The following is a 21,913-nucleotide window of genomic DNA, read 5'->3' as shown; positions in this document are numbered from 1 at the left end:
GGCCGCCACCACCGCCGGGGCCTCCCTGCGCAAACGCCGTCGCCGCGCCGGCGATGAGGATGGCGGCCGCCACCGTGTCCCTGAAGATCCGCGTCATGGCCTGTCGTCCCGTTGTGGTTGTGGCGCCTTCGGCACCCGTGCCGGGCCGCAACGGGGTGCCGCGCGAAACCGTTCCGTACACGGCGGCGGACGGGGCCGACGACAAATGACACAGTCAGCTGCTGTCCCAGCCAAAGTCCGATCACGGACTTGCGATCACGGTCGTCGCCTGTAACGTCGCCGCCATCGAAGAATAGGCCGGCTGTTACCGGCCGATGAACCACAAGACGGAGACGCCATGTCCGCCCTGAGGGACGATACGATCGGTATCGCACCGAGTGCCGCCGACGACGCGGCCGACCGCAAGCGACGGATCTGGGCGATCGTCGGCTCGTCCTCCGGTAATCTCGTCGAGTGGTACGACTTCTATTGCTACGCGTTCTTCGCGCTCTACTTCGCGCCGGCCTTCTTCCCCAAGGGCGATTCGACCAGCCAACTCCTCCAGACCGCAGGCATCTTCGCGGTCGGCTTCTTCATGCGCCCCGTTGGCGGCTGGCTGTTCGGGCGCATCGCCGACCGGGTCGGACGCCGGACCTCGATGGTCGTTTCGGTGCTGATGATGTGCTTCGGCTCGCTGCTGATCGGCATCCTGCCGACCTATGAGCATGTCGGCACGCTGGCCCCCGTCCTTCTGCTGCTCGCGCGCATGCTCCAGGGCCTGTCGGTGGGCGGCGAGTACGGCACCTCGGCGACCTACATGAGCGAGGTGGCGATCAAGGGGCAGCGCGGGTTCTTCGCCTCGTTCCAGTACGTCACGCTGATCGGCGGCCAGTTGCTCGCCTCGCTGGTCCTGGTGCTGCTCCAGACGGTGATGACCGCCCCGGAGCTGACCGCCTGGGGCTGGCGCATCCCGTTCTTCATCGGCGCCGGGTTGGCCGTGGTGGCGCTCTATCTCCGCCGCTCGCTCGCCGAGACCAAGGAAGCCGGCGACAAGGAGACAGCGGGCACCTTCGCCGAGCTGTTCAAGCACTGGCGGGCGTTTTGCGTCGTCCTGGCCTACACGGCCGGCGGTTCGTTGAGCTTCTACACGTTCACCACTTACATGCAGAAGTACCTGGTCAACACCGCCGGCATGCCCAAGACCTCGGCGTCGCAGGTCATGACCTGCGTGCTGTTCGTCTACATGGCGATCCAGCCGCTGTTCGGCGCGCTGTCCGACAAGATCGGCCGCAAGGCGAACATGCTGCTCTACAGCGGCCTCGGCACGCTGATGGTGGTGCCGCTGATGACGGCGCTCGGGACCAACAAGGACCCCTACCTCGCCTTCGCCCTGATCACCCTCGGCCTGTCGGTGGTGTCATTCTACACCGGCATCAGCGGCATCGTGAAAGCCGAGCTGTTCCCCACCAACGTGCGCGCCCTGGGCGTCGGCCTCTCCTACGCGCTGGCCAACGCCCTATTCGGCGGCACCGCCGAGTTCGTCGCCCTGTGGTTCAAGGATGCCGGCATGGAGAGTACGTTCTTCTGGTACGTCACCGTGCTGATGGCGGTGGCGTTCGTCGGTTCGCTGATCATGCCGAACCCGAAGGTGCACGGCTATCTCGACGGTGCCGGCACCGTGGAAGAGGCGCTCGGCAAGAAGCGCCGCTTCGCCCACGCCTGAAACCGGTGGGCCGGCTGCCCGGATGAGGCGGCTGGCCCATACGTTTGACGGCCGGCCTCCCGCCGGTCGAGCGAGACGATGGCGGGAGGACACGATGCTCAAGATCGTCACTGCGGGCGCCCTGGCGCTGCTCTGTCTCGGGGCCGCGCACGGCGCCTGGTCCGAGGAAGCCGGGCCGTTCAAGCCGACCCGACCCGCCGGCTACTTCTTCGTCGGCGGCCGCTACGAGATCGCGAACAACCGGACCACCGCCCACGGGCAGATGTTCGTCGCGTATCGCGCGCCGGAGCGGGTCACGCAGCCCTATCCGGTGGTGATGGTTCACGGCACGGCGCAGACCGGGACCAACTTCCTCGGCACGCCCGATGGACGACCCGGCTGGGCCGACCGTTTCGCCGCCAAGGGTTTCGCGGTCTACGTGATCGATCAGGTCGGGCGCGGCCGGTCGGGCGGCGATGCGGAAACGTACGGCCCCTACGCGCGTCTGCCCGCCGAGGACCTGGAGACCGTGTTCACCGGCCAGGAACGCTCGGAACTCTACCCGCAGGCGAAGCTGCATACCCAATGGCCGGGTGGGCCGGGCCTGCGTGGCAACGCCGCCTTCGACCAGTTCTACCGCTCGCAGGTGCCCTACATCGCGACTGCCCTGAAGAGCGAGGAGCTGGTCGATCCGGCGCTGATCGCGCTCCTGGAAAAGATCGGGCCGGCGATCGTGCTGACCCATTCGCAGGCCGGCGTGTTCGGCTGGGCGGTCTCGGATCAGCGCCCCGACCTCGTCAAGGCGCATGTGGCCGTCGAGCCGAACGGGCCGACCTTCTTCGATGTCCGGTTCAAGGGCGGCACCGACTGGTACGAGCGGGTCGGGGACGCCCGGGCCCGTCCCTACGGCATCACCCGCGTGCCGCTGCATTTCGAACCACCGGTGAGCAGCCCGACGGACCTGACCGTTGTCCAGGCCGAGCGCGCGGCCGGGCCGGACAAGATCCGCTGCTGGCTGCAGGCCGAGCCCGCCCGAGCCCTGCCGAACCTCGCCAAGGTGCCGGCCGTGATCGTGACCGCGGAGGCCTCGTTCCGGGCGACCATGGACGATTGCACGGCGGCCTTCCTCACCCAAGCCGGCGCCAAGCCGGACCGGCTGGCGCTGGCCGAGCACGGGATTCACGGCAACGGCCACATGATGATGCTGGAAACGAACAGCGATCAGGTGGCGGACGCGATCGTCGGGTGGATCGAGGGCCGGATCGGCGCCGGCAATCCCCGGCCTTAACCCCCTGCTTACCCTCTGCCGCGAGGGTACGGCCCGTCATACGACGAGGCTTTGCATGACCGACATGACCGACACCGTGGGCGTCGCGGGCGACCGTATCCGCTCGATCATCGAGCGCGTGGAACGGCTGGAGGAGGAAATCAAGGACCTGATGGAGGCGAAGAAGGAGGTCTTCGCCGAGGCCAAGGGCGAGGGCCTGGACGTCAAGATCCTCAAGGAGATCCTGAAGATCCGCAAGCAGGACAAGGACGAGCGCGACGAGCACGAGACGCTGCTCGACGTCTACCTGCGCGCCATGGATGCACCCGCCCCGGCCCCGATCAAGGCGGCCGCCTGACGAGACCGGAGGGGGCGGCGCTCAGGCGCCGTCCCGCGCTCGGACGATCGGCTCGGCCGCCAGATAGTCGCCGATATTGCGCCGGACACGGTCGAGCGGCACCTCGCCCGGGTCGGGGAGCGTGAAGCGTGCGCCGGTGATCGTCTCGTAGGCCCGGATGTAGACCGCAGCGGTTTCCAGCACGATCTCGGCCGGGATCTCGGGGATCGGGTCCTTATACGGGTCGCATCGGGCCACGACCCAGTTGCGCACGAAATCCTTGTCGAAGCTCTCTGGGGCGGTCCCGGCTTCGAAGCGCTCGGGGTAGCTCTGCGCGAACCAGTAGCGGCTGCTGTCCGGGGTGTGGATCTCGTCGGCGAGCACGATGCGCCCGTCCGGATCGGTGCCGAACTCGTATTTCGTGTCGGCCAGGATCAGCCCGCGCTCGGCCGCCAGTTCCTGGCCGCGGGCGAACAGCGCCAGGGCGGCCTCGGAGACGGTTCGCCATTGCTCCGGGGTGAGCAGGTTGCGCTCCAGGATCTCGGCTTCCGTCAGCGGCTCGTCGTGCCCCCCATCGAACGCCTTGGTGGTGGGGGTGATGATGGGCTTCTCCAGGCGCTCGTTCGGCCGCATGCCGTCCGGAAAGCGATGCCCGTACATCTCCCGCTCGCCGGCCCGGTAGCGCGTGAGCACCGAGGTCGAGGTGGTGCCCGCGAGATAGCCGCGCACCACCACCTCCACGGGCAGGATCTCCAGGCGGCGGCCGACCACGACGTTCGGGTCCGGGTAGGCCAGAACGTGGTTCGGACAGAGGTCGGCCGTGCGTTCGAACCAGTAGCGCGCGGTCTGGGTCAGCACCTGGCCCTTGAACGGGATCGCGGCGAGTGCCCGGTCGAAGGCGCTGATCCGATCCGAGGTGATCAGGATGCGCCGCCCATCCGGCAGGTCGTAATTGTCCCGGACCTTGCCGCGGTAATGGTTCGGCAATTCGGACAGCGTCGCCTCGCGCAGGACCTGGTGGGCATGCGGGGCGAGATCTGCCGTGTTCATCGGACCGTTCCGTCAGGCTGCACGGCGACCGCGCCGCATCGCGTGTGTGCGCGGAGAGGCGCGAGATTTCCAGCCCCCACGGCCCATTGCGCCGGGCCTGCCCGCCCGCCGGGTGACCGATCAGGCGGCCCGTACCGTGTCGAGGAAGTGCGCGACCTCGGCAGCGAGGTGCTATTGCTGGCTTGGCGATGCCGCGGAAGGAGACTCACTGGTCTGGCTGAGATGCTTCCCGCTTGCGCTACCGCTGTTCAGCATCCTGAATCCTTAGCCGTGCGATGTCTCGGGCTTCACCCTTACCGTCTACACCAACACGAACTGTATGCGGCCGCGCGGCTTGCGCGGGGCCTCGACCGACCGATGTATTTCGACGCCTTGGCGGGCGGTCCACCGGTGAACACCCGTCATCCGCCTATGGTCGAGGCCATAGGCTGCTGCTATGCCGTTCCCGGATCAGCCCTCGAACGCGAGCGCTGAGGGCTGCGAGACTGGATACGCTCGCCAGCCGGTGGGGGTATGATGACGGGAGTTCTCGACCAGACCAATCGCCATCCCTTCATCCGTCGCATCGAGAGCATCGCCCTCTTCACCTTGACGGATGACGAGCGGGCCGCACTGAACGCCCTGCCCATGCAGGTTGTGCAGTTCGAGGCCTATCAGGATATCGTGCGTGAGGGTGACCAGCCGGGGCGCTGCTTCGCCCTGCTCGAGGGTATCGCCTGCACCTACAAGTCCACGCAGGGCGGCAAGCGTCAGGTGATGGCCTATCATGTCGCGGGCGACATCCCCGACATGCAGAGCCTGCACCTGAAGGTCCTCGATATCAGCATCGCCACCGTCGGCCCGAGCAAGGTCGGCTTCGTCCAGCACGAGGCGGTTCGAGCTATGCTGCGCGCGTTCCCGCGGCTCGGCGATGCGCTGTGGCGGGCGACACTGATCGACGCTGCGCTCGTCCGCGAGTGGATGCTCAACACCGGGCGACGGGAGGCCTTCGCGCGCATGGCCCACCTGTTCTGCGAGTTGATCACACGTCTGGGCGTCGTGGGCCTCGCCCCCGATCTGACGTGCGACCTGCCGATGACGCAGCCGGAATTGGCGGACGCCCTCGGGATCACGCCGGTCCACGTGAATCGCACGATCCGCGACCTGAAGGCCGCCGGATTGATCACGCTGCGCAGCCGCCGCCTGACGGTTCACGATTGGGACGGGTTGCGGGCGGCGGCGGAGTTCGACCCGACCTACCTGCACATCACCGATCCGGACCCGGCCTGACGCGTCCGCGCGGCTCAGTTCATCTGCGCACGATGGGCACGCCGTTCCTTTTCGGCCAGCCTGCGGCCCAGATCGAGCAGGAGCGCGTCGGCCCGCGCCCGCAGGGCCGGATCCTCCAACTCGCAGATCGCGCGATGGGCCGCCATGGCGAAGTCCGCCGCGCGTTCCAATGGCGTCTCCGCCTCATGGTTATCATGCGCGCCGAGGGCCCCGGTGGCACGATCACCGCTCCGCACGTCGGTGATGTCGACGATGATCCCCCGGCCGCTGATAGGCCTTCCGCGATGATCGGCCAGGAACCGGCCACGGCCGAGCACCCACCGGGTGTCGCCGTCCGCCGAACGGACCCGGTATTCGATGACGTAGAGATCGCCGTCGCGGACGCGACGACGGAGGAGTCCCAGCACCCGGTCCCGATCTTCCGGGTGGATACCGGCCGCAAAGGCCGCTGCCGGCAGTCCCAATTCGGCCGCCTCGGGATCGACATTGAACAGGAGTGCCACGAACATGTCCGCGCGGACGCGGTTCGACGCACCATCCCAGGACCAGCTGCCGGTCACGTCGAGCGTGTCGAGCGCCGCCCGGAAAGGTGTCGCGCAAGTCTGGCATTCGAGCGGCTTGAATTTCGGCATCGCAGGATCTGGTTCCGAACCGGAATTTAACCTGGTTTAGTGGAACAGGCCGCAACTTCAATGAGCAAGAATCCGCATAAGCTCAACTTTTGCGTGTTTGTAACCGCTTGAACACACCGCGTGTTCCTCCGCGATAAAAGGGCCTTCCTTTCGTATCAGAGACGAAGGGTCACCGTCCGGCGGGTCGTCGACGGATGGCCCTGCGGCCCGCGATGCTCGGCCTCCGTCAACCGGTTCCGGTGCTCCGCCGCGCCAGCCGTTCGGCCTCGGCCCGCCAGGCATCGCGCTCGTCCTGGACCGCCTCGATCCGGGCATGCAGATGGCCCGCATCGATCGCCGTCTCCATCAGCATGTCCTGGGCGGCGGCGAGCTGCGCCCGCAGCTCGGCGTTCTCGGTGGCCAGCGCCAGGAGGAGAGCGGCCACGTCGTCGCCCATGCATGCCCCTCGCCGCACCCGTCAGAGCGAGCGGATCTACCTAAGCGCGGGGCCAGCCACAACCGTATCCGGCAAACCATCCAGTGATCGTACTGCCGCCGCGTCCGGTCAGCCCTCGATCACCCGCTCGTCGAGCTTCCGGTCCACGATCTGGACGGTGCGGTCGATCTCGGCATCGGGCATGCCCAGCTGGTGCGAGATCAGCTTCACCAGCAGGTCGACACGCTCGATGAACGGCGTGCCGTTCGCCACGGCTCGCGCCGCGGAGGACGGCTTGAGCAGGCTCTCGGCGGCCTTGGCGTATTTCTCGAACGGCACCTGGTCCTGCGGGTCCGCACCGAGCTTGCGCGCGATGGAATCGACGTGCTCGTAGATGGCGCGGGATTTGGCGAGGTCGCCGTGCACGGCGTCGCGGATCGATTGCGGCTCCTTCGGGGTGATGCACCGGTAATTGCCGGTGAGCAGCATCGACCATTTCGCCAGCGGGACGAACAGCGAGTCGAACACCTTGAGCTTCACCGGCACGTCGTGGCCGTCGAGGCGGACGGCGTCGATATCCGCCTCCAACTCGCGCAGCAGCCGGTTGTGGGTCTCGTCGGCGAAGGTCGCGGCCTTGAAGTTGGTGGGAAGGCCGACATGGAGCACGTTCGCACCCTCGTCCGGCGGACGGAACGCCTGCGGGTCGGGCGAGCAGAGGGACACGAGGCCCGGCTCGAAGCGATCCCAGACGCCGGCATTGGTGAAGGCGTTGTCGAGGTCCATCGCCGCCAGGGCCGGGATCCGCTTGAGATACGGCAGCGGCGGCATGTTCATGATCGACAGGCACGGCAGCCGGGCCGCGGCGATCTTGATCATCAGCACCCGGATCGTGTGGTTGTTGTACTGCGGCTCCTGCATGGCGAGACCGACGAGGTCGTAGCGCGACGGATCGATGTCCTCCGGCGGCGCGGCATCCAGGGTGCCCGGCAGGTCGCGCGAGTGGATCGCGCGGTGGTTCGGTTCGTCGCGCAGCTTGATGCGGACCTCCGTCCCCTCCTGGTTGATCAGGTCGGCGGTCTTGCGGCGGCACACCAGGGTCACGTTGTGACCGGCCATCAGGAGCTTGGTGCCCAGCAGGGAGCCGTATGAGGCGCCCAGGATCAGGATGTTGCGCGGCATGCTTCCACTCCCACCATTCGGCTTCGTCTTATCGCGCGACCGGCCCGCTGGCGTACGGGCTGAGGCGGTCTACGGGTCGGCTCGAGCCATGTTGAAAGCAGCGTAGCGAAGCTTGCCGGGAGATGCCACCGCACTGGTATACCAAATAATTTTCGGTGCGATGCACGAAACATTTTCGGTGGGTGACCGCCCGCGCGGCTTCCATGCGGGATCGAATCGCAACCCACCATGATCGCCGAGAGCGCGAAGGCGGACGATCCGGCGTTGTCGATGGTCCCGAGCGCTTACTCGGGCGGCTAATGCATGCCGACACGCGTCACGACGATCCAGGAGCCGTGAAGCTTCACCGGAGACGTTGAGCCTAGCGCCAAACGCGTCCGGCGGCCCGACGTCTTGCGAGGTTGGCGAAGGACTTGGAGCGAGAGAGTGATTACTTCGGCACCATCCCACGCCTAGCGGGATGATGGTGCCCAGGGGCGGGATCGAACCACCGACACTGCGATTTTCAGTCGCATGCTCTACCAACTGAGCTACCTGGGCGTCGTCCGGGCCGCTGTGCGTCTCGGACGCCGCGGGGTATAGTGAGGAGTTCGAGGCCTGTCCAGCCTTGCCGTGACATCGGTGTGACCTGGGCGCCGGAAAATTTCAGCCCTCGTCATCGGGCTCCGGCGGCGGAGCATCGGGATCGAGTTCCACCGGGATCGTGTAGCGCTCGTTGAGCCAGCGGCCGAGATCGACATCGGCGCAGCGCTGCGAGCAGAACGGCCGGAACGGCTCGGTGGAGGAGCGCCGGCAGATCGGGCAGCGCTCCGGGTTCGTCGGCCACGCGCTCATGCGAGGCTCCCCCAGGCTGCGCGGACCGGATACCCCTCGCCATCGAGCAAGCTCATCGTCTCGTAGAGCGGCAGGCCGACCACGGCGCTGTAAGAGCCGACGAGCTTCACCACGAAGGCACCGGCCAGGCCCTGGATCGCGTAGCCGCCCGCCTTGCCGCGCCACTCGCCGGAGGCGAGATAGCCCTGGATGTCGCGGCCAGAGAGGCGCTTGAAGCGCACGCGGGTCTCGACGATCCGCTCCCGGCGGCCGTTCGGCGACAGCAGGCAGATCGCCGTGAAGACCCGGTGCGGACGCCCGGACAGAAGGCGCAGGCAATCGGCGGCCTCGTCCGGCCCCTCGGCCTTCGGCAGGACGCGTCGCCCGACCGCCACGACCGTGTCGGCCGCGAGCAGCCAGGTCGGGATCTTATGGTCCTGATGGTGCAGGGCGGCTTCCGCGGCGGCGAGCTTGGTGCGTGCGAGGCGTCGGGCCAGTTCGCGCGGCGGCTCGGCCTTGCGCGGCGTCTCGTCGATGTCCGCGGGTAAGAGCGAATCCGGCTCGATGCCGATCTGCTGCAGCAGCGCCAGGCGGCGCGGCGATCCGGAGGCGAGCACGAACCGGGTGGCCGGCCCCTGCGTCGCACCGATCGCTTCGGGTATGGCGTCCATGGTGTTCCGCTCGCATATTCGGCCTGGAGCATCCGCCGCCGTCGGAAAGACCGATCGGCGGCAGGCGCATCACGACAAAGGCATGGTCCGAGAGCGGTACGGGTAGGTCGAGGCCGCGCCGCAGCGCGGATGATCGCGCGAAAGGGTGGCGCGTCCAAATTCCGCCGGGACCGTCTCGATCTCCCCCGCCTGATAAGGGATGGGGTCGGGCTTGTGAACCGGAGCAATCAGAACGCGCGCGACGACAGGGCCTTCGACGCGCACCGGATATCCGAGGCGGCCCGAGGCGCTAGCGTCTCGATTGTCATGCACGCTCCGCGAAAAACCGGCCGCCGGTGGATCGCCGAAATCAAGAGTCGTCGGGCCGGGGGTCGTGGAAGGTCTGGCGCCATCCAGATATCACCGGTCGGCCAAGGCATAGTTCGTCCGGCTCAAGACAAAGTGAAGGTTTGCGGTGATCGCGTAACCACGCGTTAACCAAACCCGGCGGAGTGTGCACGCACCGAAACGGGGTCGACACCGATGCTGAACGCTGATCCGCTGCTGGCACGCCCGAAGCTCGTGAATGCGACGCTGCTCGCCCACACGCTGGATGGGCTGAGGCCGCAGGTCAGATCCTCGGCCGAGATGTGGCGCGTGCTGACCGACCATTACGTGGTGGATCTGGACGACGTCGCGGCGCTACTGCCGGCAGCCGAACCCGAAACCCAGTGGCTTTCGGCCCGGGATTGAACCCGGCGAGATCCAGTCCTTCGAGAGCATTCGATACGGCTGGCACGCCGCGTGCTTAGAATCGGGCGGTATAGGCGAGGAAACACCCAGGCAACGACAACGCGGCGGCTCGGACGCCAGAGCACCCCGCGGACCCTTCGATCCACGCAGCCGAGGTCCGTCATGTCCGAACTGTTGTCCGTCGCCCTCATCTGTGCGGGCACCCTGCTGGCGCAGGATTGCTCCCGCGACACCGCCCTCGACATCATCATCGCGCCGGCGCACTCGCCGATGGAGTGCCTGATGCACGCCCAGACCATGGCGGCCCAGGCCGGCTTGCCCGGCGGCGGCGACCGCTACCTCAAGGTCGCCTGCGAGCATCGCCGGACCGAGGCCGAGCCCGTCCGGGTCGTCCGCCGCGCCTCGTAGGGCGGACGGACCTTTCCCCGGACCGGAAGCTTCGTTCGGCCCGCCGCAGATCTGAGGTCGAGCGGGGCCGAGCGATGTTTCCCAAGCCTGAAGCGGGCCTGGTTCCGAATACCTTCGCCTTCGAGCAGCTGCCAAGATCGGCGTGATGCTGGCGCGCGACCTCGGCAAGCTCCATCCCGGCTCGACCTTCGTGGTCGACGTGAAATCAACCGGTCTCTACCACACCGACCCGCAGCTGCAGGCCCAGGCCATCAAGACCGATTACTGGAAGACCGGCCACAGCTACATCAAGCGGCGGGTGAACGAGCTCGGGGCGCTTGCGGGCTTCGAGGAGTCCGGCCACTTCTTCTTCAACGAGCCGATCGGGCGCGGCTACGACGACGGCCTGCTCACCGCCATCGCGGTGCTGGAGATGCTCGACCGCAACCCCGGGACGTCGATGGCCAACCTTTACCGGGCGTTGCCGAAGACCTGAGGCTCGCCGACCATGTCGTCCCATTGTGCCGACGATGTGAAGTACGGGGTGGTAGAGACCGTCACCGCGCGCTTCCGCGCCATGAAGGACGCGGGCGAACCGATCGCCGGCTCGAAGATCGTCGATCTCGTCACCGTCAACGGCGTGCGCATCACCACCGAGGACGGCACCTGGGGGCCTCGTGCGCGCCTCGTCCAACAAGCCGGAGCTGGTCGTGGTGATCGAGAGCCCGGCTTCCGAAGAGCGCCTGCACGCCATGTTCAAAGCCGTCGACGCGGTCTTGCGGGAGAATACCGAAGTCGGCGCCTACAACCAGACGATCTGATCCGGCCGGCACCTGACCTGATCCGCCGCGCGGTGCTTTTCAGGTCGGGTGCCGGGCCGCGCGGTGGGTGTCCAGTTTAGAGCTGGTACATCAAAGCCACGGCCTCCGCTTTCCTGTTGGAATGCACCCTCTGGGCGGTTGCAGCCTCCGTGCAGCGGGCAGATGCTCTCCGGCCATGCTGATGCATTCCTCATCCCGGCATCCGCCCGAGTTTGCCGTCCCGATCGCCCGCGTGTCGGGCCGGGCGCCCGCGAGTGCCCGCCCGATGATGTACGACGCGTTCGACCTGCAGACCGACCTCGCCGCCCAGACGCGGGCCTGGGGACGGATGTTGAACGATGCCTGGTCGCCCTGGATCCGCTGGAGCGAGCCCGCCCGTTGGATGTCGGCCAACGCGCGCATGATGATGCGGACGGGCCTGACCTTCGCGCGGCCCGCCTACGGGATCGACTCGGTCACGGTCGGCAACCGGAGCGTGCCGGTCAGCGAGGAAGCGGTCACGGTCACGCCGTTCGGCACGCTGCTGCACTTCAAGAAGGACATCCACACCGAGCAGCCCAAGGTGCTGCTGGTCGCGCCGCTGTCGGGCCACTTCGCGACGCTGCTGCGCGCCACCGTGCGCGTGATGCTGCCCGATCACGACGTCTACATCACCGACTGGCACAACGCCCGGGACATCCCCCTCTCGGCTGGCCGGTTCGGCTTCGACGAGTATGTCGCGCACCTGATCCAGTTCCTCCAAGTCATGGGCGAGGGATCGCACGTGGTGGCGGTCTGCCAGCCGACCGTGCAGGCGCTGGTCGCCGCCGCCGCGATGGCGCAGGCGAAGGATGCGGCCGCCCCGCGCAGCATGACGCTGATGGCCGGCCCGGTGGATTGCCGGATCAACCCGACCGGGGTGAACGAGCTCGCGACCTCGAAACCGATCGCATGGTTCGAGAAGAACCTGATCGCCACGGTCCCGTCGCGTCACAAGGGCGCCGGCCGGAAGGTTTATCCGGGCTTCGTGCAGGTCTCGGCGTTCATGTCGATGAACGCCAAGCGGCACGTGCAGGGCCACAACGACTTGTTCTGGCACATGGCCAACGGCGAGGATGACAAAGCCGAGGCGATCGAAACCTTCTACGACGAATATTTCGCCGTCCTCGACCTCGCGGCCGAGTTCTACCTGGAGACGGTCAAGACCGTGTTCCAGGACTACACGCTCGCCAAGAACGAGCTGAGCTACCGGGGCGAGCCGATCGACCTGGGCTCGATCAAGCGCACCGCGCTGATGACCGTCGAAGGCGAGCGGGACGACATCTGCGCCCCCGGCCAGACCATGGCGGCGCACGATCTCTGTACCGGGCTCGCCCCCTACATGCGGACGCACCACCTGCAGGCCGGCGTAGGCCATTACGGCGTCTTCGCCGGCAAGCGCTGGGAGACGCAGATCTACCCGCAGGTGCGCAACTTCATCCAGGCGCACAACTGATCGGCTGACAGACCGGCGGTCGCGCCGATTTGACCCGCCGACCAGCGCGGCCCACCATGCTAGCCTCGCGTTGTCGGAGCCCGGATCTCCTCGGGCACTTACAGCAAATCCTCGAGATTGAGGCGGAACGGTCGGCGTGAACGACAGGGACGGCTTCGACAGCAGCACCGGGACGGGACAGGCGGCTGCCGCGCGGCTCGACCGGCTCGTCGCCCAGGCCCGGGCGGCATCCCTTTGGGAGCAGGCTTGGCCGGTGCTGTGGCGCGGCCTCGGCGTCGGCCTGTTGTTCCTCGCTCTGTCCTGGGCCGGCCTGTGGCTCGACCTCGGCCCGCTCTGGCGGCAGATCGGGCTCGCCATTCTGGCCGTCATGCTGGTCGTCGCGCTGCTGCCGCTGGCGCATCTCGCGCGGCCCGATCGCCGGGTCGCCCTGGCTCGGCTCGACCGGGAGGCGGCCGCGCGCGATCCAGCCCTGCGTCATGGACCAGCCTCGGCGGCGCAGGATACGCTGGCGGTCGGCGCCGCGGATCCTGGCAGCCGGACCCTTTGGGCGCTCCATCAGCGCCGGGCCGCACAGGCGGTCGCGGCCCTACGGGTCGGATTGCCGCGCCCCGGCATGACGCGACGCGATCCCTATGCCCTGCGGGCCGGGATCGTGGTGGCCGCGGTGGCCAGTTTGTTCGTGGCCGGCCCCGAATGGTGGGCGCGCGTCGGAGCCGCGTTCGACTGGCACGAGCCGGTGGCTCCGGGGCCGAATTTCCGGGTCGACGGCTGGATCGATCCGCCGCTCTACACCCGCCTTCCGCCGCTCCTGATCGCGATGGATGGCAGCGACCAGCACCTGCGGGCGCCGGTCAACGCGCAGTTGATCGTACGCATCGCCGGTCAGGGGAAGGCCGCGGCGAACACCACGCTGACGCCGAATGCCGGGCTCAAGCCGATCCCCGGCCAGGAGGAACGGCCGGACCTGCGCGAGGAGCGCTATCGCATCGTCGGCGGGGCTGAACTTGTCATCGTCACGCCCGCCGGCCGACAGACGCTGACCGTGGACGCAATCCCGGACCGGCCGCCCGAGGTGACGGCCGTCGGCGGCCCTGAAGTGAACGGTCGCGGCACCTTCAATCTCACCTACCGTGCCAAGGACGATTACGGGATCAGCTCCGCGGAGGGTGTGATCGAGCCCCTGAAGGCCGGCCGCTCGCTGGCGCCGGTCCCACGGATCAACCTTGCGTTGCCGGCCGATGCCTCCGGCGAGACCGACACAAAAACCCTGGTCGATCTCACCGACAGCCCGTGGTCGGGCGCCCGGGTACGTTATCAGATCGTCGTCAAGGATGAGGCCGGCCAGGAGGGGCGTACGGCGTCCGCCGAGATCACGCTCCCGGCGCGGCAATTCCGGGATCCGCTGGCCCGGGCACTCGCCGAGGATCGCCGCCGCCTCGTCACGGCGCCGGATACGGACCGCCTGTGGGTGCAGGGTGCCCTCGACGCGCTCCTGGTCGCCCCCGACATGTTCACGCCGCAGCCGCCGGTCTTCCTCGGCCTTCGGACCGCAACGCAGCGCCTGCGCCGGGCGAAGTCCGATGCCGACCTAATCGAGGTCGCCGATCTCCTGTGGGAGATGGCGTTGAAGATCGAGGACGGCGACCTGTCGGATGCCGAGAAGCAGCTGCGGCAAGCCCAGGATCGGCTGAAGGAGGCGATCGAGCGCAACGCCCCCGACGACGAGATCAAGCGCCTCACGCAGGATCTCAAGCAGGCCCTCGACAAGTTCCTCTCGCAGATGGCGGAGAAGCAGGGCCGCCAGCCGCGCGATCCGGGCGAGAAGGGTCAGAGCAACCAGCAATCGAAGACGGTCACGCCCGAGGATCTCGACAAGATGATCCAGGACATGGCCGAGGCGATGAAGCGTGGCGACACCGCCGAGGCGCAACGCTTGATGGAGCAGTTGCGCAACATCCTGGAGAATCTTCAGACCGCGGAGAAGGGCGGCAAATCCGATCAGGCCAGCCGCGAGATGCAGAAACAGATGCGCGACCTCGACGCGATGGCGCGCGAGCAGCAGGGCCTGCGTGACGAGACCTTCAAGGACGGGCAGGAGCCCGGCAACGGCCAGCAGCGTCCGTCGAATCGCGGGCAGCAACAGCAGCAGGGCAACCGCGGGCAGCCGCAACAGGGCCAGGGGAAGCAGAGCCCGGGGCAGCAGGGTCAGCAGGGACAAGGCAAACCGGGTCAGAAGCAAAAGGGCCAGGGCGAGCGGGGCCAAGGCGAGCAAGGCAATGTCGGCGATCGGCAGCAGTCCCTGCGGCAGCGCCTGGAGGAACTCGAGCAGCGCATGAAGGAGAACGGCATGCGCGGCGAGCAGGGCCTGTCCGACGCCGAGGACGCCATGCGCGAGGCCGAGAACGCCCTGAAGCAGGGCGATGCCGACGAGGCGGTGGATGCCCAGGGCCGCGCGCTCGAAGGCCTGAAGAAGGGCGCCGAAGGCATGGCGCAGCAGATGCAGGAGATGGCCGAGGGCCAGGGCGAGGGTCAGCAGGAAGGCGGCCAACAGCCCGGTCAGCAGGGCCAGGCCGGCGCCCGCGACGACGACCCCCTCGGTCGTCCGACCAAGGGCCGGGACATGAGCGACGGCCGGGTCCGGGTGCCGACCGCCGACGAATCGGCCGTCCAGCGTGCGCGCCGCATCATGGAAGAGCTGCGGCGTAAGCTCGGCGATCCCACCCGGCCGCGGGAGGAGCTCGATTATTTCGAGCGCCTGCTCCGGCGCAATTGACTGCGAGGGCCGGCTTCCCCTGGGTTAGCCGGCCGTCGCGGTCGCCTCATGATCGGTGCGCCAGACCGGCTCCTCGTCGGCCGTGCGTGCCGGATGCTTCTCGTCAAGCGGCGGCGCGCCGGATCCCGGCGCCCGTCGGGTTCGGATTTCGCTTGCCATGTCCTCCAATCTGCTTGTCTTCGTAGCCTGTGCGGCAGTCGCCGTGGTCCTGCTGTTCGGCCTCGCCAACATGATGCGGGGTGGCAGCGCCAGCGTCTCGCAAAGACTGATGCGCCTGCGCGTGCTGCTGCAGTTCGTGGCGATCGTGGTCATTATGGGCGTGGTCTGGTGGCGCTCGGCCTGAACGCGGCTTCCGGATCCGACAGCCACATTTCGAAACGCCGCCTCACTGTGTCCATGTCGCCGCACCGCGCGCCTTTCGCGGGGGACCGGGATGAATTGGGCGCCGGCGTCCTGAGGGGGCGTGCTACGCTCGGTAGAGACAGACCGACTTGCCCAACCGGCCGAGCCCCATGATTGCCGCCCTCCGCACCTGCGTCGTCAGCCTGATCATCGGTGCGGCGATCCTGCCAGCCTCCGCGGCGGACGTTCCCGCCCTGCCTGCGGCTTACGCGGCGCCGGCCCAGCCGCTGAGCATCGTATCGGAGGTGCGCATCGGCGGTGCAGTGCAGGATCCGGGTAGCGCCGAGGGCAAGCTCCCGGGCTTCAGCAAGGCGAACGTCAACGGCGAGATCCTGTTCGCCAAGCCGCAGGTCAGCGCCGACCCGTTCTGGCAGGCCTTCGTACCGCGTCCGACGGTGGGCGGCAGTTACAACACCGGTGGCCGGACCAGCTACGCGTATCTCGGCGCGACCTGGACCGTCGATATCTTCCCCGAGACCCTGGGTCGGCGCGTGTTCCTCGACGGCTTCTTCGGCGGCGTCGCCCATAACGGCTATACCGGGCCGAAGGCGCTGACGCCCTACGGCTTCAACACGTTGGGCTGCTCACCGATGTTCCGCGAGGCGGCGGCGCTCGGCTATCGCCTGACCGAGCATTGGAGCGTCATGGCAACGGTCGAGCACATGTCGAATGCCGGCCTCTGTGCGAACAACCGGGGCCTGACCAATTTCGGCGGCAAGATCGGCTACACGTTCTGATCACCGGGCCGATTGCGCGGCCGACGGAAGGGCTCTAGGCCCTACGGGTCGCGAGCCCGCCGGGCTTCGCCAGCCGTTGTGAGGCGCAGGTCCCGTGGTCAAGCTCAACCGGATCTACACACGCACCGGCGACAAGGGCACGACCGCCCTGGCGGACGGGCAGCGCCGGTCCAAGGCGGACCTCCGGGTCGAGACCTACGGCACGGTCGACGAGACCAATGCCTGCATCGGGATGGTCCGCCTGCACACGGAAGGCGCCCTCGACGGGATGCTCGGGGCGATCCAGAACGACCTGTTCGATCTGGGCGCCGACCTCGCGACCCCGCCGAGCCCGGAGCCGCTGCCCTACGAGCCGCTGCGCATCGTCGCCAGCCAGGTCGAGCGGCTGGAGCGCGACATCGACGCCCTCAACGCGTCGATCCCGCCGCTGAAATCCTTCGTGCTCCCCGGCGGATCACCGGCCTCGGCGGCGCTTCACCTCGCGCGCACCGTGTGCCGGCGTGCCGAGCGCCTGGCGGTGAGCCTAGCCGACCGCGACGACGAGATCGTCTCGCCCCAGGCGATCCAGTACCTCAATCGCCTCTCGGACTTCCTGTTCGTGGCGAGCCGCACCGCCAACGCCGATGGGGCCGACGACGTGCTCTGGGTGCCGGGCGCCAACCGCTGAGGCGAATCGGAACGGGGCATCGCTGCGTCGAAGACCAGTCCGGCCCGGCAGCACCATTACCCGCCCCGCGTTGACAAGGCGGAAATGTGGCCGTTACGGTCCGCCCGCTTCGCGGACCCGCCGTCCCCACGCGTCGAACGTTCGAAGGCCTGGCGGGTCCGGCAACAAGAATCCACGGGGAAGGATCGAGACCGCCATGAAGGTGCTGGTGCCCGTCAAGAGGGTGGTGGACTACAACGTCAAGATCCGCGTGAAAGCCGATGGCTCCGGGGTCGAACTCGCCAACGTCAAGATGTCGATGAACCCCTTCGACGAGATCGCCGTCGAAGAGGCGATCCGCCTGAAGGAAAAGGGCACCGTCACCGAGATCGTTGCCGTGTCGATCGGCCCGCAGCAGGCGCAGGAGACGCTGCGTACCGCCCTCGCGATGGGCGCCGACCGGGCCATCCTGGTCAAGACCGACGTCACTTGCGAGCCGCTGGCGGTGGCCAAGCTCCTGAAGGCCGTGGTCGAGAAGGAGACGCCGCAGCTGGTGATCCTGGGCAAGCAGGCGATCGACGACGATTCGAACCAGACCGGCCAGATGCTGGGTGCATTGCTCGGCTGGCCGCAGGGCACCTTCGCGTACAAGATCGAGGCTTCCGAAGGCAGCCTCGACGTGACCCGGGAGGTCGATGGCGGCTTGCAGACCGTAACGCTCAAGCTCCCGGCGATCGTCACCACCGATCTGCGCCTCAACGAGCCGCGCTACGCCTCGCTGCCGAACATCATGAAGGCCAAGAAGAAGCCGCTCGAGGAGCTGAGCCCCGAAGCGCTCGGAGTCGACGTGACCCCGCGGCTCAAGGTGCTCAAGACCGCCGAGCCGCCGGGACGCTCCGCCGGCGTCAAGGTCGGGTCGGCCGCGGAACTCGTACAGAAGCTCAAGGTCGAAGCCGGCGTGATCTGATTTTTTCCGAGCTGAGCCGCGTTCCCGTCGAGGCGGTCGAGCGCGGCCAGCCGCAACCGAGGTTCACACGCACATGACGACACTCCTTTTCGTCGAACACGGCAACGGCCAGATCAAGGACGGCACCCTGAAAGCGCTGACCGCCGCCAAGGATATCGGCGCGCCGGTCCACGCCCTCGTGCTCGGCGCCGGCTCGAAGGCGGTCGCCGAGGCGGCGGCCAAGCTCGACGGCGTCGAGAAGGTGCTGAACGCCGAGGACGGCGTCTACGACCACGACCTCGCCGAGCCGGTCGGCGCGCTGATCGCGTCGATCGCCGGGCCCTACGACATCATCATCGCGTCGGCCTCGACGACGGGCAAGAACATCCTGCCGCGGGTGGCCGCCCTGCTCGATGTCGCCCAGGTCTCGGACATCATCAAGGTGATCTCGCCCGACACGTTCGAGCGTCCGATCTACGCCGGCAACGCCATCCAGACCGTGCAGATCCCCGCCGGCAAGACGGTGATCACGGTGCGTACAGCAGCGTTCAAGGCGTCGGAGCAGGGCAGCGCGGCAGCCCCCGTCGAGGCCGTCTCCGCGGCGGCGCCCGAGTCCGGTGGGTCCGCCTTCAAGGGCGAGGAAATCGCCAAGTCGGATCGGCCGGAGCTGGCCTCGGCGCGGATCATCGTGTCGGGCGGCCGCTCGCTCGGATCGTCGGAGAAGTTCCACGCGCTGATCGAGCCCCTGGCCGATGCCCTGGGCGCCGCGGTCGGCGCCTCGCGCGCGGCGGTGGATGCCGGCTACGCGCCGAACGATTGGCAGGTCGGCCAGACCGGCAAGGTCGTGGCGCCGGATCTCTACGTAGCGGTCGGCATCTCCGGGGCGATCCAGCACCTCGCCGGCATGAAGGACTCGAAGGTCATCGTCGCGATCAACAAGGACGAGGACGCGCCGATCTTCCAGGTGGCGGATTACGGGTTGGTCGGTGACCTATTCCAGGTTGTGCCGGACTTCCAGGCGGAGATCGGCAAGGCAAAGGGTCAGTAACGGTCGTGCTCGCCCGGCCTGGTTCACCGGGCGAGCATTGTCGCAACGCGCCTGCGGGCGGGTTCCTTCTGCGAACAAGAATGGTCTAGAAGTCAGGGACGGCCCGTCTTCGCGCGGGCCGCGGCGTTGGCGCAGTCCACCCCCTCGGGCAGTCGCGCAGCAACGGCCGTATGGGGGCACAGGTCGACAGATGGACATGGAGATCAAGCGGGTCGGCATCATCGGCGCGGGCCAGATGGGCAGCGGCATCGCGCAGGTCTGCGCCGCCGCCGGCCTCGATGTCCTGCTGAACGACCGCGACCCGAACCGTCTCGAGACCGGCCTGTCGTCGATCGACGCGGGTCTGTCGCGGCTCGTGTCCAAGGGCACGATCGAAGAGATTGAGAGCCGGGAGATCCGGTCGCGCATCAAGCCGGCGCACGGCTTCGCCGACCTCGGCCCCGCCGACCTCGTGATCGAGGCGGCCACGGAGAACGAGGCGACCAAGCGGGAGATCTTCTCGACCCTCTGCGCGTCCCTGCGCCCGGATGCGATCGTGGCGACCAATACGTCGTCGATCTCGATCACCCGGCTGGCCGCGGCGACCGATCGGCCGGAGCGGTTCATCGGCATCCACTTCATGAATCCCGTGCCGGTGATGCAACTCGTTGAGCTGATCCGCGGCATCGCCACGGAGGATTCCACCTACGAGTCGGCCAAGGCGTTCATCGCCAAGCTCGGCAAGATCTCGACGATGTCGGAGGATTTTCCGGCCTTCATCGTCAACCGCATCCTGCTGCCGATGATCAACGAGGCGATCTACACGCTCTACGAGGGCGTGGGGTCGGTCGAGTCGATCGACACCGCCATGAAGCTCGGGGCGAACCACCCGATGGGGCCGTTGCAGCTGGCCGACTTCATCGGGCTGGATACCTGCCTGTCCGTGATGCAGGTGCTCTATGAAGGCCTGGCTGATTCGAAGTACCGGCCCTGCCCGCTTCTGGTGAAGTACGTGGAGGCCGGTTGGCTGGGTCGCAAGGCCAAGCGCGGGTTCTACGACTATCGCGGGCCGACGCCGATCCCGACGCGCTGAGCGCCGGGTCGAAGCGAACGGCTCATGGGACGGCGCCGGGCGCCGTCCCAAATCACCAGACTTACTTCGCCGTCCCGCCGTTCGCGTTCGGCTGAGCCGGCTGCGGGTAGGACGGGTTGCCCCCCGGGACCGCGCTGCTGTTCGACGGTGCGGCGCTCCCGGACTGACCGTTGACCGAGCCGGTTACCTCGCGCCGCGACGCATCCTGGCTCTGGCTGGCATAGTCCTTCGGAGAGTTGGCGCCGTTCCAGGTCAGCAGGCCGACCGTCGCGATCGCCAGCAGAACGAGACTGCCGACCAGGACCCACAAAACCGGCTTGCCGCGCTGGCCCTGCCGGCTCTCCTGCGGGTTCAGTTTCTCCACCATTCTCACACCCTCCCCACCCGGACGCGACGCACGCGACACGATTTCGTTACCGGCCGCCAACGCGGCGTCGCCGAAGCGGGTTCCTGTCGAGCGCGCCGGTTACCGGCCGGTGGTGAGGAGGATCTTGCCGAGGTGGGCGCTCGATTCCATCAGTTCGTGGGCCTTCTGCGCCTGCTCCAGCGGGAAGGTGGCATGGGTCACCGAGCGGATCCGGCCGGCCTCGAGCTCCGGCCAGACATCCTTGCGCAGGCCCTCGGCGATCACGGCCTTGTCGGCTTTCGGGCGGGGCCGCAGGGTCGAGCCCGTGAAGGTCAGCCGGTTGCGCATGATCGGGGTGATGTTCAGCCCATCCACCTTGTAGCCGCCCATGAGGGCGATCATCACCAGTCGGCCGTCCGGGGCCAGTGATTTGATGTTGCGGCCGAGGTAGCTCGCGCCGATCATGTCGAGGATGACGTCGACGCCGCGGCCGTCGGTGAGACGCTTGATCTCCTCGGCGAAGTCGGCCTGCTTGTAGTCGATCGCCGCATCGGCGCCGAGATCCTCGCAGAAGCGGCACTTCTCGGCCGAGCCCGCGGTGGCGAAGACCCGGGCGCCGACATGCTTGGCGATCTGGATCGCCGTCGCCCCGATGCCGCTCGACCCGCCATGGACCAGGAAGCTCTCGCCCTTCGCGAGACGACCGCGCTGGACCACGTTCGAATAGACCGTGAAGAAGGTTTCCGGCAGGCCGGCTGCATCGACCAGCGAGAGCGCCTTGGGGCGGGGCAGGCAATGGGAGGCCTCGGCCACTGCGAACTCGGCGTAGCCGCCGCTGATCACCAGGGCGCAGACCTCCTCGCCGATGGCGAGACCCTGGACCCCCTCCCCCAAAGCCGCGATGCGGCCGGCCACTTCGAGGCCCGGGATCTCGGTGGCGCCGGGCGGGGGCGGGTACAGGCCGGCGCGCTGCATGACGTCCGGGCGGTTCACGCCGGCGGCCACCACCTCGATCAGGACCTGGCCCTGTCCGGGGCTCGGCAGCGGCGCAGTCTCGACGGCGAGGACCTCCGGCCCGCCCGGTCCCGTGAAGTGGATCCGGCGCATGGTCTCGGGCAGGGCGGTGCTGGCCATCGAAGCGTCCTCAACGCGTGCGTGTTCCGGGCCACGCCCCTGGGGACGCGGTCCGGCTGTACTTGCGGCAACGGGCGCGCT

Annotated in this window: 22 protein-coding genes, 1 tRNA gene and 1 pseudogene; 15 read left to right on the top strand and 9 right to left on the bottom strand. The window is 67.9% G+C overall.

Annotated elements, in window-relative coordinates; all coding sequences use genetic code 11:
- Window positions 1-337 precede the first annotated feature (337 nt).
- The 3 genes from FV228_RS02455 to FV228_RS02445 all read left to right on the top strand — a co-directional run bounded on the left by FV228_RS02455 (window position 338) and on the right by FV228_RS02445 (window position 3,306).
- Complete coding sequence (locus FV228_RS02455) at window positions 338-1,702, top strand: MFS family transporter (protein WP_147853138.1); 1,365 nt, start codon at window positions 338-340, stop codon at window positions 1,700-1,702.
- Between the two features lie 94 nt (window positions 1,703-1,796).
- Window positions 1,797-2,969, top strand: coding sequence for an alpha/beta hydrolase (locus FV228_RS02450; RefSeq protein ID WP_147853137.1), 1,173 nt, complete (start codon window positions 1,797-1,799; stop codon window positions 2,967-2,969).
- Window positions 2,970-3,024: 55 nt separating this feature from the next.
- Window positions 3,025-3,306 (top strand): DUF2312 domain-containing protein, encoded by a 282-nt coding sequence (locus FV228_RS02445; protein ID WP_058193308.1) that lies wholly within the window; start codon window positions 3,025-3,027, stop codon window positions 3,304-3,306.
- Window positions 3,307-3,327: 21 nt separating this feature from the next.
- On the opposite strand, the gene FV228_RS02440 is transcribed toward FV228_RS02445, so the two are convergent.
- Entirely contained in the window at window positions 3,328-4,335 is a 1,008-nt protein-coding gene (locus FV228_RS02440) for a phosphoribosylaminoimidazolesuccinocarboxamide synthase (RefSeq protein ID WP_147853136.1), read from the bottom strand.
- A 516-nt stretch (window positions 4,336-4,851) separates the two neighbouring features.
- Between FV228_RS02440 and FV228_RS02435 the strand changes: the two genes are divergently transcribed.
- A complete protein-coding gene (locus FV228_RS02435) occupies window positions 4,852-5,604 on the top strand; it encodes a Crp/Fnr family transcriptional regulator (protein WP_147853141.1) in 753 nt (250 codons plus the stop codon).
- Window positions 5,605-5,618: 14 nt separating this feature from the next.
- On the opposite strand, the gene FV228_RS02430 is transcribed toward FV228_RS02435, so the two are convergent.
- The 6 genes from FV228_RS02430 to FV228_RS02405 form a co-directional block, all read right to left on the bottom strand.
- Window positions 5,619-6,236 (bottom strand): PAS domain-containing protein, encoded by a 618-nt coding sequence (locus FV228_RS02430; protein WP_147853135.1) that lies wholly within the window; start codon window positions 6,234-6,236, stop codon window positions 5,619-5,621.
- Between the two features lie 226 nt (window positions 6,237-6,462).
- Window positions 6,463-6,672: a hypothetical protein gene (locus tag FV228_RS02425; RefSeq protein ID WP_147853134.1), complete on the bottom strand. Its 210-nt coding sequence runs from the start codon at window positions 6,670-6,672 to the stop codon at window positions 6,463-6,465.
- A gap of 108 nt (window positions 6,673-6,780) precedes the next feature.
- Window positions 6,781-7,830: a 2-dehydropantoate 2-reductase N-terminal domain-containing protein gene (locus FV228_RS02420; protein ID WP_147853133.1), complete on the bottom strand. Its 1,050-nt coding sequence runs from the start codon at window positions 7,828-7,830 to the stop codon at window positions 6,781-6,783.
- A 464-nt stretch (window positions 7,831-8,294) separates the two neighbouring features.
- A tRNA-Phe gene (locus FV228_RS02415) sits at window positions 8,295-8,370 on the bottom strand.
- A gap of 105 nt (window positions 8,371-8,475) precedes the next feature.
- Entirely contained in the window at window positions 8,476-8,664 is a 189-nt protein-coding gene (yacG, locus tag FV228_RS02410; RefSeq protein ID WP_147853132.1) for a DNA gyrase inhibitor YacG, read from the bottom strand.
- On the bottom strand, window positions 8,661-9,314 hold the full coding sequence (locus tag FV228_RS02405) for a Maf-like protein (RefSeq protein ID WP_147853131.1): 654 nt from the start codon (window positions 9,312-9,314) through the stop codon (window positions 8,661-8,663). The genes yacG and FV228_RS02405 overlap by 4 nt, the downstream gene beginning before the upstream one ends.
- 522 nt (window positions 9,315-9,836) lie before the next feature.
- On the opposite strand from FV228_RS02405, the gene FV228_RS02400 reads away from it, so the two are divergent.
- From FV228_RS02400 to FV228_RS02350, 11 genes and pseudogenes are all read left to right on the top strand, one after another.
- Window positions 9,837-10,046: a hypothetical protein gene (locus FV228_RS02400; RefSeq protein ID WP_147853130.1), complete on the top strand. Its 210-nt coding sequence runs from the start codon at window positions 9,837-9,839 to the stop codon at window positions 10,044-10,046.
- 162 nt (window positions 10,047-10,208) lie between these two features.
- Window positions 10,209-10,454: a hypothetical protein gene (locus tag FV228_RS02395; protein ID WP_147853129.1), complete on the top strand. Its 246-nt coding sequence runs from the start codon at window positions 10,209-10,211 to the stop codon at window positions 10,452-10,454.
- A gap of 127 nt (window positions 10,455-10,581) precedes the next feature.
- A pseudogene (locus tag FV228_RS02390) lies at window positions 10,582-11,254 on the top strand (phosphomannomutase/phosphoglucomutase); the annotation flags it as partial.
- Window positions 11,255-11,519: 265 nt separating this feature from the next.
- Window positions 11,520-12,728: a polyhydroxyalkanoate depolymerase gene (phaZ, locus tag FV228_RS02385; RefSeq protein WP_147853128.1), complete on the top strand. Its 1,209-nt coding sequence runs from the start codon at window positions 11,520-11,522 to the stop codon at window positions 12,726-12,728.
- Window positions 12,729-12,864: 136 nt separating this feature from the next.
- Window positions 12,865-15,501, top strand: a complete 2,637-nt coding sequence (locus tag FV228_RS02380; protein ID WP_147853127.1) for a TIGR02302 family protein — start codon at window positions 12,865-12,867, stop codon at window positions 15,499-15,501.
- 157 nt (window positions 15,502-15,658) lie between these two features.
- On the top strand, window positions 15,659-15,844 hold the full coding sequence (locus FV228_RS02375) for a twin transmembrane helix small protein (protein WP_147853126.1): 186 nt from the start codon (window positions 15,659-15,661) through the stop codon (window positions 15,842-15,844).
- 169 nt (window positions 15,845-16,013) lie between these two features.
- Window positions 16,014-16,640 carry an acyloxyacyl hydrolase gene (locus FV228_RS02370; protein WP_147853125.1) on the top strand — a complete coding sequence of 209 codons (627 nt, stop codon included), beginning with the start codon at window positions 16,014-16,016 and terminating at the stop codon, window positions 16,638-16,640.
- Between the two features lie 94 nt (window positions 16,641-16,734).
- Window positions 16,735-17,307, top strand: a complete 573-nt coding sequence (locus FV228_RS02365) for a cob(I)yrinic acid a,c-diamide adenosyltransferase (protein WP_147853124.1) — start codon at window positions 16,735-16,737, stop codon at window positions 17,305-17,307.
- A gap of 196 nt (window positions 17,308-17,503) precedes the next feature.
- Window positions 17,504-18,253, top strand: coding sequence for an electron transfer flavoprotein subunit beta/FixA family protein (locus FV228_RS02360; protein WP_147853123.1), 750 nt, complete (start codon window positions 17,504-17,506; stop codon window positions 18,251-18,253).
- A gap of 73 nt (window positions 18,254-18,326) precedes the next feature.
- Window positions 18,327-19,280, top strand: a complete 954-nt coding sequence (locus FV228_RS02355) for an FAD-binding protein (protein ID WP_147853122.1) — start codon at window positions 18,327-18,329, stop codon at window positions 19,278-19,280.
- Between the two features lie 190 nt (window positions 19,281-19,470).
- On the top strand, window positions 19,471-20,352 hold the full coding sequence (locus FV228_RS02350; protein ID WP_147853121.1) for a 3-hydroxybutyryl-CoA dehydrogenase: 882 nt from the start codon (window positions 19,471-19,473) through the stop codon (window positions 20,350-20,352).
- Window positions 20,353-20,413: 61 nt separating this feature from the next.
- Here the strand turns inward: FV228_RS02350 and FV228_RS02345 are convergent, their stop codons facing one another.
- A complete protein-coding gene (locus FV228_RS02345; RefSeq protein ID WP_147853120.1) occupies window positions 20,414-20,719 on the bottom strand; it encodes a hypothetical protein in 306 nt (101 codons plus the stop codon).
- 99 nt (window positions 20,720-20,818) lie between these two features.
- Entirely contained in the window at window positions 20,819-21,832 is a 1,014-nt protein-coding gene (locus FV228_RS02340) for an NAD(P)H-quinone oxidoreductase (RefSeq protein ID WP_147853119.1), read from the bottom strand.
- Between the last annotated feature and the right edge of the window lie 81 nt (window positions 21,833-21,913).

The sequence above is a fragment of the Methylobacterium sp. WL18 genome, assembly GCF_008040015.1.
Lineage (GTDB): Bacteria > Pseudomonadota > Alphaproteobacteria > Rhizobiales > Beijerinckiaceae > Methylobacterium > Methylobacterium mesophilicum.
The sequence above is the reverse complement of the archived record's forward strand: the minus strand, read 5'-3'. Positions and strand labels throughout refer to the sequence as shown.